Here is an 11,648-nt window from a genome sequence, read left to right as displayed (position 1 = left end):
CAAGTCGGAATCTGCGGAAAACTACGTCAACAGATGTCTATGAAACCGCGAACGGGCGAGCGCGCGCGGAATTGTGGGTTCTCTCAGTTTCGCAGAGGCAGTTTCGCAGAGGGCGATTCCCGGAGTGTTCCTCAGGGTGCCTCTATATCAACGATCCGCCGTACGACGTGCCAGGCACTCGTACGGCGGACGTCGCGGCGTCACGTCATCTGCGGGGCTGGGCGTCCAGGACCTGCTGGAGCGCCTCGAACTCCTCGACGCACTTGCCCGAGCCGAGCGCCACGCTGTCCAGCGGGTCCTCGGCGATGTGGATGGGCATGCCGGTCTCCCGGCGCAGCCGCTCGTCCAGGCCGCGCAGCAGGGCGCCGCCGCCGGTGAGGACGATGCCGCGGTCCATCACGTCGCCCGACAGCTCGGGCGGGCACTTGTCGAGGGTCGTCTTGACGGCGTCGACGATGGCGTTGACCGGCTCCTCGATGGCCTTGCGGACCTCGGCCGCGGAGATCACGACGGTCTTGGGCAGGCCGGAGACCAGGTCGCGGCCGCGGATCTCGGTGTGCTCGTCGGTGTCCAGGTCGTACGCGGAACCGATGGTGATCTTGATCTGCTCGGCGGTCCGCTCACCGAGGAGGAGGGAGTACTCCTTCTTGATGTGCTGGATGATCGCGTTGTCCAGCTCGTCGCCCGCGACGCGGATGGACTGTGCCGTGACGATTCCGCCGAGGGAGATGACGGCGACCTCGGTGGTGCCGCCGCCGATGTCCACCACCATGTTGCCCGTGGCCTCGTGGACCGGGAGGCCGGAGCCGATGGCCGCGGCCATGGGCTCCTCGATGATGTGCACCTGACGGGCACCGGCCTGGGACGACGCCTCGATGACGGCGCGGCGCTCGACGCCCGTGATGCCGGAGGGCACGCAGACGACCACGCGCGGGCGGGCGAGGTACCGCCGCTTGTGGATCTTCAGGATGAAGTAGCGGAGCATCCGCTCGGTGATCTCGAAGTCGGCGATGACGCCGTCCTTCAGCGGGCGCACGGCGACGATGTTCCCCGGCGTGCGTCCGATCATCTTCTTCGCTTCGGCGCCGACCGCGAGGATTCCGCCGGTGTTGGTGTTGATCGCGACGACGGACGGCTCGTTGAGTACGATCCCCCGACCCCTGACGTACACCAGCGTGTTGGCGGTCCCGAGGTCGACAGCCATGTCACGGCCGATGAACGACATGTTGTTCCCCATGAGGATGCGTCTGGCCTTCCCTAGTGGAGCGTGTGATGGCTTGTTAGGTAGGCGAGGTGGGTGCTGTGTGGCGTGGAGGCTTCCATCGTAGTCTCGCCCGCACGAACACGGCGCGAGGGTCTGCGCCATTGTCAGCAGATGATGAGCCGCCCCGCCCTTGGAGACGTGCCATCGGGGGCACGGGTTCCCCAATCGGGGCGCATATGCCAAAAGGCGGCCGGTTTTCCCGGCCGCCCCTGGTCAGAAGTCGTACTGCGCTGATGCCCCGTCAGATGTCCCGTCAGGCGAGACCCGGGAAGAAGATCTTCAGCTCGCGCTCGGCGGACTCGGCGGAGTCCGAGGCGTGGATCAGGTTCTCGCGGACGATGGTGCCGTAGTCGCCGCGGATGGAGCCCGGCGCGGCGGCGATCGGGTCGGTCGGCCCGGCGAGCTGGCGTACGCCCTCGATGACCCGCTCGCCCTCGACGACGAGCGCGACGACCGGGCCGGAGGACATGAACGCCACCAGCGGCTCGTAGAACGGCTTGCCGACGTGCTCGCCGTAGTGCTGCTCCAGGGTCGCCTGGTCGAGCGAACGCAGTTCGAGAGCGGCGAGGGTCCAGCCCGCCTTGCGCTCGATACGGCCGATGATCTCGCCGATCAGCCCGCGGCGGACTGCGTCGGGCTTGAGGAGGACGAGGGTGCGCTCGCTCATGGTGTGCGGCTCCAAGAGGTGGTTTTACGATCACATGGGATGGGCCGCACGATACCGCTGCCGCTACGCAGGGTGGCCATCGGGTAGCACGCCCCGGCGTCCACCGCGCCACCGCCCGCCGCCCACCGCGTCACCGCCCACCGCGTCACCGCCCACCGCGTCACCGCCCATCGCCGCTTCGCGGCTCGCCCTCAATCGCCGGGCAGGCTCTCCCCCACCCACCCGCCCTTCCATCGCGCTGGCGCGCTCGTCCTCACACGCCGGACGGGCTGGGGTCTGCCCCTGCGGGCTCGGCTTCCCCTGCCGCCTTCGTCGTGGGGCTCCGCCGCTTCGCGGCGAATTTCCCCGCCCACCCGCCCCCTCCAGGGGCGGGCACTCAAGCCCGCCCGGCGGCAAACAAGGGCGAGCGGGCGGGAAAAGCCCGTCCGGCGCTTGAGGACGAGCGCGCCAGCGCGACGAAGGGCGGGCGGGTGGGAGAACGCGAGCGCGGTAGCGCGAAGCCACCCGCACCCAAAAGACGGACCCCAGCCAGGACACAGCCCGCCCGGCGCATGAGGGCGAGCCGCGAAGCGGCGACAAACCCGGCGGCCACCTCACGTACCGGCGGCTTCGCCCTCCTCCGCCATCGCCGCAAAGCGGGCCTTGGCCTCGTCGATCTTCCGCCCGAAGTGCACCGACGCCCACCACAGGGCGGCGAACATCGCCCCCATGAAGAACATGATCGGCACGATGAACCCGCTCGCGACCAGCGCGATCTGCAGCGCCCAGCCCAGCTGGACACCCCCCGGCCGGGTGACCATCCCGCACAGCAGGACGGACACCGCCATGGCGATCCCGCAGACCGTCCAGACCGTGCTCATCTCCAGGTCCGGGTCCTTCATGGCGACCAGACCGGCGAAGCCGATGACGAAGAACTCACCGATCAGGGTGGAAGAACACAGCGTACGCACGAGAAGTCAGCCCCTCCCCAGGAGCAGTCGGGCCTCGCCGACGGTGATGACGGAGCCGGTGACGAGGACGCCTCCGCCCGCGTACTCCCCCTCCTCCTCGGCCAGGGTGACCGCGGCCTCCAGGGCGTCGTCGAGCCGGGGCTCGACCTGCACGCGGTCGTCGCCGAAGACCTCGACGGCGATGGCGGCGAGCGCGTCGGCGTCCAGGGCGCGGTCGCTGGAGTTCTGCGTGACGACGACCTCGGCGAAGAGCGGCTCGAAGGCCTCGAACATCTCGCGGGCGTTCTTGTCGTCGCTGACGCCGACCACGCCGATCAGACGGCTGAAGTCGAAGACCTCGCTGATGGCCGCGGCGGCGGCCCGCGCCCCCGCGGGGTTGTGCGCGGCGTCCAGGACGACGGTGGGCGAGCGCCGGACGACCTCAAGGCGCCCCGGCGAGGAGACGGCGGCGAAGGCCTTGCGGACCGTGTCGATGTCCAGCGGCTCCACGCGCTGCGCGCCGACGCCGAAGAACGCCTCCACGGCGGCGAGCGCCACCGCGGCGTTGTGCGCCTGGTGCTCGCCGTGCAGGGGCAGGAAGACCTCCTCGTACTCCCCGCCGAGGCCGCGCAGCGTCAGGAGCTGGCCGCCGACGGCGATCCGCCGCCCCACGACGCCGAACTCCAGGCCCTCGCGGGCGACCGTGGCGTCCACCTCGACGGCCCTCTTCAGCAACACCTGCGCGGCGTCCACCGGCTGCTGGGCCAGGATGACCGTGGCGTCCTGCTTGATGATGCCGGACTTCTCGGCGGCGATCTCCGCGGTCGTGGAGCCGAGGCGGTCGGTGTGGTCCAGGTCGACGGGGGTGACGACGGCGACCGTGCCGTCGATGACGTTGGTCGCGTCCCACGTGCCGCCCATGCCGACCTCGACGACGGCGACGTCCACCGGCGCGTCCGCGAACGTGGCGTACGCCATGCCCGTGAGCACCTCGAAGAAGGAGAGGCGGTACTCCTCCCGGGCGTCGACCATCTCCACGTACGGCTTGATGTCGTCGTACGCCTCGATGAAGCGCTCGGGGGCGATCGGGGCGCCGTCCAGGCTGATGCGCTCGGTGATGGACTGGACGTGCGGCGACGTATACCGCCCGGTGCGCAGCTCGAAGGCGCCGAGGAGGGCCTCGATCATGCGGGCCGTGGAGGTCTTGCCGTTCGTCCCCGTGATGTGGATCGCCGGGTACGCGGTCTGGGGGTCGCCCAGGATGTCGAGCAGAGCCCTGATGCGCTGGACGGACGGGTCCAGCTTGGTCTCGCCCCAGCGGTCCGCCAGCTCCGCCTCGACCCGGCGCAGCTCCCGGTCCACCTCGGGGTCGGCGGGGCGGGCGGGGACGTCGCCCTGCGGCGGGCCCGCCTGGGTGCGCAGCGTGCGGCTGCCCGCCTCGATGACGGCGAGGTCAGGGTCGCGGTCGGTCTCGGCCGCGACGATCTCGTCGAAGGGGTCGGCGGCGGCGCCGTCGGGGCCGAGGGGGCCGTCGGGGCCGTCCTCGTCGTCGCGCGGGCTGTCGTTCGCAGGGAGGTCACTCACGTACGCCAGTCTACGGAGACCCACCGACAGCGGCCGTGCGGGCGCCGCCTACGGCCGCCGGGCCGCCCCAGGTGCCGGGCCCCGGCGGCTTCGGGACCTTCGACCCGTCCGTTTCGGGACCTTCGTCCCTCCGTCTTCCGGATGTGCCCGGCAAACTTGGCGATCATGGACATAGGCATCGACCTCGGCACCGCCAACACCCTTCTGTACGTACGCGGTCAGGGCATCGTGCTCAACGAGCCGTCCGTGGTCGCCGTCAAGGAGGGCGCGCGCGGGGCGCTCGCCGTCGGCACGGACGCCAAGGAGACCATCGGCCGCACCCCCGGCTCCATCACCGCGATCCGTCCCCTCAAGGACGGCGTGATCAGCGACTACGAGGCGGCCGAGGAGATGATCCGGCACTTCGTGCGCAAGGCGGTCTCGGGCCGCAGGCCCCGTACGCGCATGGTGGTGTGCGTCCCCAGCGGCGTCACGCAGGTCGAGCGGCGCGCCATCGTGCACGCCGCGCAGCGCTCCGGGGCGCGGGCCGTGCACCTGGTGGAGGAGCCGATGGCGGCGGCGATCGGCGCGGGGCTCCCGGTGGCGGAGCCGCGGGGCTCCATGGTGGTCGACATCGGCGGCGGCACCACGGAGGTCGCCGTGATCTCCCTGGGCGGCATCGTCACCGCCCAGTCCCTGCGCGTGGGCGGCGACCGCCTGGACGCGGCGATCACCGACTACGTGCGCAAGGAGCACGCCCTGCTCATCGGGGAGCGCACCGCCGAGGACGTCAAGGTCGCGATCGGCTCGGCGTGGCCGGTGCCGGGGGCGGACGACTTCGAGGGGCGGACGTTCACCGTGCGGGGGCGGGAGAAGGTGGGCGGGCTCCCGAAGACGGTCGAACTGACCGTACGGGAGGTGCGCGCCGCCCTGGACGAGCCCGTCGAGGCCGTCATCGCCGCGGTGCGGGCCACCCTGGAGGAGTGTCCGCCGGAGCTGTCCGGCGACGTCATGGAACACGGCATCGTCCTCACCGGCGGGGGCGCGCTGCTCCCCGGCCTCGACCTGCGGCTCGCCTCCGCCACCGGGATTCCCGTCTTCGTGGCGGACGATCCGCTGGACAGCGTGGCGCTGGGGTGCGGGAAGTGCGTGGAGGACTTCGATGGGCTGGAGCGGGTGATGTCCGCCGCGTAGCCCTTGCCGGGCAGGCAGACAACCGCGCTCCCGCACCCCCACCGGGCCTCCCCCGGCCTGCTGCCGCGCTCGTCGCTGGGCTCCGGCTTCCCCACCCACCCGCCCTCTCATCGCGCTGACGCGCTCGTCCTCAAACGCCGGACGGGCTGGATCGTGCCCCTGCGGGCTCATCTCCCCCCTGCCGCTTTCATCGTGGGGCTCCGCCGCTTCGCGGCGGAAATATTCCCCGCCCACCCGCCCCCTCCGGGGCGAGTATCCAAGCCCGTCCGGCGTTTGAGGACGAGCGCGCCAGCGCGACGAAGGGCGGGCGGGTGGGAAAAAGCCCGCCCGGCGACTGAGGGCACGGCGCGCAGCGCCGAAAAGGGCGGGCGGGTGGGAGAACGCGAGCGCGGTAGCGCGAAGCCACCCGCACCACAAAGACGGACCCCAGCCAGGACACAGCCCGCCCGGCGCATGAGGGCGAGCCGCGAAGCGGCAAGACAGGGCGGGCGGGCGGGTGGGGGGAACGGCATAAACGGGTGTAAGCCCGGCGCGGCTGCCCCGGCGGCGCCCACCGCGGCGGTCCAATCGGACCATGTGGTATGCCCAGAACCCGGGTCGCAGGACCCGTCAGCTCGCCGGTGACGCCGCCGCCCTGCTGTGGACCGCGCTGTGGACCGCCGCCGCGATCGTCGCGTACCGGCTGGCCGTGCTCCTCACCCGCCCGGGCCCGGACTCGGGCGTCGCCTCCGCGGGCTCGCCCGCCGCGCGGCTGCCCGTGGTGGGCGACGACGTCGGGGCGGCGCTGCGCTCGGTGGCGGGCGCCGTCGACGCCGTCGACCCGCTGACCCTGCGCGCGGCGCTCGCCATGAGCGCGGCGGCGCTGTTCCTGCTGCCGGTGGTGGTGGTGCTCGCGCTGTGGCTGCCGCGGCGGCTGCGCTGGGTGCGGCAGGCGGCCGCCGCGCGGGAGCTCGCCGCGTGCGACAACGGCCGGGAACTGCTCGCCCTGCGCGCCCTGCTGCGCCCCCTCGACGAGGTGGCCGCGACCGCTACCGCCCTGCCCGGCGCCAGCCCCGGCAGCCTCGCCGAGGGCTGGCGGTCCGCCGACCCGCGGACCCTGGACGCGCTCGCGGACGCGGAGCTGGACCGCCTCGGCCTCTCCCCCGCCGCCGCACCCGGCGGCGGCTTCCTCACCCGGCCCGCGGGCCAGGGCGGCCAGCCGTGACCGTGGAACCACGGAGGCTGCACGCCCCGTTCTCCGAAGCCGTGCTGCGCGCGATCCCGCAGGGCGCGCTCCTCGTCGGCGACGACGGCCGCGTGGTCGCCGCCAACCAGCTCTTCGTGGACATCCTCGGCCTGCACGGCGTCGACACCGCCACCGGAGCGCCCGCCGACCCCATCGCGGACGCCGTCACGCGCCTGCTCCCCGACGGCGAGCGCGGCTCCGTACGCGGCCTGCGCGGCCAGTTCGTCCGCAAGGCGGAGATCCACCTGCGCGACGGGCGCACGCTGCGCCGCAGCCGCCAGCCCATCGACGCGGGCGATAACCGCCTCGGCGTGCTGTGGCTCGTGGAGGACGTCACCGAGCAGCACCGGTACGAGGCCGAGCTGCACCGGCACATCGACCGGCTCGGCGAACTCGCCCGCGAGCGCGCCGAGTTCGCCGCCCGCACCTCGCACGAGCTGCGCACCCCGCTGGCCACCGTACTGACGTTCTGCGAGCTGCTCGCCGACCCCGCCGCCGGGCCGCTCGACGAGGCCCGGCGCGAATACGTCGACACGATCCGGCGCGGCGCGCAGCGCATGCAGGACATGGCGGACGGCCTGCTGCACCGGTACGCGGAGGCCGCGAGCGGCGCCCCGCCGTCGTTCGCGCCGTTCGACCCGGGACCGCTGCTCGCCCGCCTGGTGCGGGAGGTCACCCCGCGGGCCGCCGCCGACGGCGTGTTCCTCACCCTGGACGTGCCCGGCGGGCAGCGGCCCGCGCTGGTCGCCGACGCCGTCCAGGTGGAGCGGGCCCTGGCGGCGGTGCTCGACAACGCCGTGAAGTTCACCCCCGGCGGCGGCACCGTCGCGGTGACGGCCCGCCCGCACGGCGGCGAGCGCCCCGGCTGGCTGTTCTCCGTGGTGGACGACGGGATCGGCGTGCCCAAGGAGTTCCAGGAGGAGGTCTTCACCGAGTTCGTGCGCGCCCCGAACGCCCGGCGCGGCCCCTACCCCGGCACCGGGCTCGGCCTCAGCGTCGTACGGGACGCCGTACGGCTGCACGCCGGGACCGTCACCGTGCACAGCGACGGGGAGCGCGGCACGGCCGTGGAGGTGTGGCTGCCGCTGGGCGGCCCGCCGGGGAGCGGCACCGCATGACCTGCCTGCTGCTCGTCGAGGACGACGCCGACCTGGGGCTCGCGCTGCGGGTGCTGTTCACCCGGGCCGGGTACGAGGTGGTGGTCGCCGACGACGGGCAGGCCGCCCTGCGGGAGCTGTTCGCGCGGCGGCCCGCCCTGATGGTGCTGGACCTGGTCCTGCCGGGGCTGGACGGCTGGGAGGTCCTCGACCGCACCCGCGACCTCACCGACCTGCCCGTCCTGATCCTCTCCGGCCGCACCAGCCCCGCCGAGCGCGTCCGCGGCCTCCGCTCGGGCGCCGACGACTACCTGTGCAAGCCCTTCGACCACGTCGAGCTGCTGGCCCGTGTGGAGGCGCTGCTGCGGCGCTCCACGCCCGAGCAGTGGCGCGGCGACTACGTGGAGGCGGGGCTGCGGCTGGTGCCGGAGCGGCGGTCGGCGGTCTGGCAGGGGCGGGAGACGCGGCTGAGCGCCATCGAGTACCGGCTGCTCGAAGTGCTCGTCCGCAACCGGGGGCGGGTGGTGACCACCGAGCAGCTCCTCGACCTGGTGTGGGACGATCCCGCGGGTACGGGGCGGGAGCGCGTGAAGTTCGCCGTGCTGCGGCTGCGGCGGAAGCTCGCCGTGGACGAGGGCACGGATCCCTTGGAGTCGGTACGGGGGCTCGGGTACCGGTACCGGGGAGAACCGTGACGGACCCTCGCGGGGGGCGCCCAGACCCGCCCCTTCCCCAAAACCATGGGGCTCCGCCCCCTGGCACCCCCGAAAATCGGCCTTCGGCCTCGTCCTCAAACGCCGGACGGGCTAAAAGCTCTGCCGCACCGGCAGAATCCAGCCCAGCCCGCGAAGATCCAGCCCGTCCGGCGTTTGAGGACGAGCCGCGAAGCGGCGATAACGGGGGTGCCAGGGGGCGGAGCCCCATGGGTTCGGGAAGGGGCGGGATTGGGGAGCCCCCGGCAGGGACCTCCCGGCAGGGACCAACGGCCCGGGGCCTTTGGCACGAGCCGGTCCGGGCGGCGGGCTCGCAACCGTTCCGCAACCGAAGGCGATCCGCCTCCGCAACCCGCACCCCCCACGCTCCTGGTTCCGCCCGGAAACCCCCCGCCCCGCCAGGAGCCCCGTTGCACCCCGCCCCCGCCCCCCTCCCGCCCCGCTCCGTGGCCGTCGTCCTCGGCACCCGCCCCGAGCTGGTGAAGGTCGCCCACCTGGTCCGCCTCCTCGGCCCGGCCGCGCACCTGATCCACACCGGGCAGCACTACGACACGGCCCTGTCGGGACAGTTCCTCACCGAGCTGGGCCTGCCCGAGCCCACCCTGCTCCAGGGCATCGGCGGCAAGCCCCGCGCCGTACAGATCTCCGCGGCGCTCGCCCAGCTCGACGAGCTGTTCACGGCCGAGCCGCCGCTGGCCGTGGTCGTCCAGGGCGACACCAACGCCGCGCTCGCGGGGGCGCTCGCCGCGAACGCCCGCTCCGTGCCGCTCGTCCACGTCGAGGCGGGCCTGCGCAGCCACGACCGGGCCATGCCCGAGGAGCACAACCGGATCGTCATCGACCAGCTCGCCGACGTGCTGTGCGCCGCCACCGACGACAACCGGGAGCTGCTGCGCGCCGAGTCCGTCCCGGCCGGGCGGATCACCGTCACCGGCAACACCGTCGTCGAGGCCGTCCAGGAGCACCTGCCCGCCGCCGACGAGCGGGCCGCGCTGCTCGCCGCGCACGGCGTCACCGCCGACCGCTACCTCCTGGCCACCGCGCACCGGCCCGAGAACACCGACGACCCCGCCGCGCTGCGCGCCATCCTCACCGAGCTGGCGGCGCTCGCCGCCGACCTGCCGGTGCTGTTCGCCGTGCACCCGCGCACCCGCGCCCGCGTCGAGGCCGCCGGGCTCGGCGACCTGCTCGCGCCGCTCACCGAGCTGCCGCCGCTCGGCTACCGCGCGTTCCTGGCCCTGGCCCGGCACGCCGCCGTGATCGTGTCGGACTCCGGCGGCATCCAGGAGGAGACCACCGTCCTCGGCCGTCCGCTGGTCGTCGTACGCCGCTCCACCGAGCGCCCGGAGGCGATGGCCGCCGGGTTCGCCGACCTGGTCGCGCCGGGCCGGGAGATCGGCCGGGCCGTGCGGCGCCGCCTCGCGGCGGGCCAGGCCGGGCTGCGGGAGCTGGCCGAGCGGCCCTCCCCGTTCGGTGACGGCCTGGCCTCGCAGCGGATCGCCGTGCTCCTCGGCGCGATGGCCTCCGGCCGCGAGGAGCGCGAGCTGCCCGCCGCCGCCTGACCGACCCGCCCCCACGACCTCCCCGGGACCCCGCATGCTCGCCCCCCACTTCCTGCTGTACGCCCTGCCCTTCTTCCTGCTCGCCTGCTTCCTGCTCTACTGGGCGGGCGCCCGCCACGCCTATGTGCGCCGCCCCGCCGCGCCCGAGGGCGACTCCGCCCCGTTCGCCTGGCACTTCTTCGTGCCGTGCCGGGACGAGGAGACCGTCATCGGCACCACCGTCAGCCAGCTCAGGTCGGACTTCCCGGCCGCGCACGTGTGGGTCGTCGACGACGACAGCGACGACGCCACCGCCGACGTCGTGACCGCGCTCGCCGAGGACGACCCGCGCGTGCACCTGGTCTCGCGCCGCCGCCCCGACGCCCGCGTCGGCAAGGGCGCGGCCCTCAACTCGGCGTACGCCGCCCTGAACGCGTACCTGCCCGAGGACACCGACCGCTCCCGGGTGATCGTCTGCGTCGTCGACGCCGACGGGCGGCTCGCGCCGGACGCGCTGGCGCGGGTCAGCGGCCCGGCCGGGTTCGGCGACCCGGAGACGGGCGGCGTGCAGGTCAGCGTGCGGATGCGGAACGTCGACGACGAGACGCTGCCGCTGCCCGAGCGCGGGCGGCTCGCCAACGCCGTGGCGCGGCTCCTGGTGCGCATGCAGGACATGGAGTTCGCGGTGTCCAACGCGGGCATGCAGCTCCTTCGCGGCCGCACCGGCTCGGTGGGCCTCGGCGGCAACGGCCAGTTCACCCGGCTCACCGCCCTCGACCACATCGCCGCCGCCGAGCGCCGCCCCTGGCAGCGCGACGCGCTCCTGGAGGACTACGAGCTGGGCCTGCACATGATCCTCGGCGGCTACCGGGTGGCCCACATCGCCGACACGTACGTCTCCCAGGAGGGCCTGCCCCGGCTGCGCCGCTTCCTCACCCAGCGCACCCGCTGGGCGCAGGGCAACCTCCAGTGCGTGCGCTACGCCCCGCGCATCGTCTCCTCCCGGCACTACTCGGGCCGGGGCGTCCTGGAGACCCTGTACACGTTCATGCAGCCCCTCGCCCACGTCGCGACGCTGATCCTGAGCGTGCTGCTGCTCGGCAGCGTGGTCATCGGCGGTTCGATGCGCGACGCGTTCCTCGGCGCCTGGCCGCTGATCCTGGTCCTGTCGGCGCTCTCGGTGCTTCCGTTCGTGGCGTGGGGGCCCCTGTACCGGCGGGACTACGCGCCCGACCGGTCCCGCCTGACCGGCCTGCTGTGGGGGCTCGCGCTGTGGGTGTACGCGTACCACGTGTTCCTCGTGTCGGCGCGCGGCTTCCTGCGGCTGCTGCGCGGCCGCAACGGCTGGGCGAAGACGCGGCGGAACGCGGAGGCGGTGGGGACGGGGCCCGTCGCCACGGAGGCCTAGGTACGAAGACGAAGGCGCCCGGAACTCGGTGAGTTCCGGGCGCCTTC

General features: G+C 73.5%; 10 protein-coding genes. 6 read left to right on the top strand and 4 right to left on the bottom strand.

What is annotated here, in order from left to right; genetic code table 11:
• Nucleotides 1–205: 205 nt before the first annotated feature.
• The 4 genes from ACOBQU_RS25605 to folC all read right to left on the bottom strand — a co-directional run bounded on the left by ACOBQU_RS25605 (nt 206) and on the right by folC (nt 4,444).
• Nucleotides 206–1,225 (bottom strand): rod shape-determining protein, encoded by a 1,020-nt coding sequence (locus ACOBQU_RS25605; RefSeq protein ID WP_081217257.1) that lies wholly within the window; start codon nt 1,223–1,225, stop codon nt 206–208.
• A gap of 292 nt (nt 1,226–1,517) precedes the next feature.
• Nucleotides 1,518–1,931: a nucleoside-diphosphate kinase gene (ndk, locus tag ACOBQU_RS25600; RefSeq protein WP_423629894.1), complete on the bottom strand. Its 414-nt coding sequence runs from the start codon at nt 1,929–1,931 to the stop codon at nt 1,518–1,520.
• Nucleotides 1,932–2,524: 593 nt separating this feature from the next.
• A complete protein-coding gene (locus ACOBQU_RS25595; RefSeq protein WP_423629892.1) occupies nt 2,525–2,881 on the bottom strand; it encodes a DUF4233 domain-containing protein in 357 nt (118 codons plus the stop codon).
• Nucleotides 2,882–2,887: 6 nt separating this feature from the next.
• On the bottom strand, nt 2,888–4,444 hold the full coding sequence (folC, locus tag ACOBQU_RS25590; RefSeq protein ID WP_423629890.1) for a bifunctional tetrahydrofolate synthase/dihydrofolate synthase: 1,557 nt from the start codon (nt 4,442–4,444) through the stop codon (nt 2,888–2,890).
• A gap of 165 nt (nt 4,445–4,609) precedes the next feature.
• On the opposite strand from folC, the gene ACOBQU_RS25585 reads away from it, so the two are divergent.
• The 6 genes from ACOBQU_RS25585 (at nt 4,610) to ACOBQU_RS25560 (ending at nt 11,601) form a co-directional block, all read left to right on the top strand.
• Nucleotides 4,610–5,617, top strand: a complete 1,008-nt coding sequence (locus tag ACOBQU_RS25585) for a rod shape-determining protein (RefSeq protein WP_423629888.1) — start codon at nt 4,610–4,612, stop codon at nt 5,615–5,617.
• A gap of 574 nt (nt 5,618–6,191) precedes the next feature.
• Nucleotides 6,192–6,821 (top strand): hypothetical protein, encoded by a 630-nt coding sequence (locus ACOBQU_RS25580; RefSeq protein WP_423629886.1) that lies wholly within the window; start codon nt 6,192–6,194, stop codon nt 6,819–6,821.
• Nucleotides 6,818–7,960, top strand: a complete 1,143-nt coding sequence (locus ACOBQU_RS25575; RefSeq protein WP_423629884.1) for an ATP-binding protein — start codon at nt 6,818–6,820, stop codon at nt 7,958–7,960. The genes ACOBQU_RS25580 and ACOBQU_RS25575 overlap by 4 nt, the downstream gene beginning before the upstream one ends.
• On the top strand, nt 7,957–8,634 hold the full coding sequence (locus ACOBQU_RS25570; RefSeq protein WP_423629882.1) for a response regulator transcription factor: 678 nt from the start codon (nt 7,957–7,959) through the stop codon (nt 8,632–8,634). The genes ACOBQU_RS25575 and ACOBQU_RS25570 overlap by 4 nt, the downstream gene beginning before the upstream one ends.
• 428 nt (nt 8,635–9,062) lie before the next feature.
• Nucleotides 9,063–10,214 (top strand): non-hydrolyzing UDP-N-acetylglucosamine 2-epimerase, encoded by a 1,152-nt coding sequence (gene wecB / locus ACOBQU_RS25565; RefSeq protein ID WP_423629880.1) that lies wholly within the window; start codon nt 9,063–9,065, stop codon nt 10,212–10,214.
• 34 nt (nt 10,215–10,248) lie between these two features.
• Nucleotides 10,249–11,601, top strand: a complete 1,353-nt coding sequence (locus tag ACOBQU_RS25560; protein ID WP_423629879.1) for a glycosyltransferase family 2 protein — start codon at nt 10,249–10,251, stop codon at nt 11,599–11,601.
• Nucleotides 11,602–11,648: the final 47 nt, after the last annotated feature.

The sequence above is a fragment of the Streptomyces sp. G45 genome (assembly GCF_049542095.1).
In the GTDB taxonomy this organism is placed as follows: domain Bacteria; phylum Actinomycetota; class Actinomycetes; order Streptomycetales; family Streptomycetaceae; genus Streptomyces.
This window is presented reverse-complemented; position numbering and strand designations above follow the sequence as displayed.

Bases quoted from the DNA above. Each gene is read 5' to 3' on its own strand.
- ACOBQU_RS25560 (WP_423629879.1), top strand. From the start codon at position 10,249: ATGCTCGCCCCCCACTTCCTGCTGTACGCCCTGCCCTTCTTCCTGCTC.
- ndk (WP_423629894.1), bottom strand. From the start codon at position 1,931: ATGAGCGAGCGCACCCTCGTCCTCCTCAAGCCCGACGCAGTCCGCCGC.
- ACOBQU_RS25585 (WP_423629888.1), top strand. From the start codon at position 4,610: ATGGACATAGGCATCGACCTCGGCACCGCCAACACCCTTCTGTACGTA.
- ACOBQU_RS25570 (WP_423629882.1), top strand. From the start codon at position 7,957: ATGACCTGCCTGCTGCTCGTCGAGGACGACGCCGACCTGGGGCTCGCG.
- ACOBQU_RS25605 (WP_081217257.1), bottom strand. From the start codon at position 1,225: ATGTCGTTCATCGGCCGTGACATGGCTGTCGACCTCGGGACCGCCAAC.
- ACOBQU_RS25580 (WP_423629886.1), top strand. From the start codon at position 6,192: ATGTGGTATGCCCAGAACCCGGGTCGCAGGACCCGTCAGCTCGCCGGT.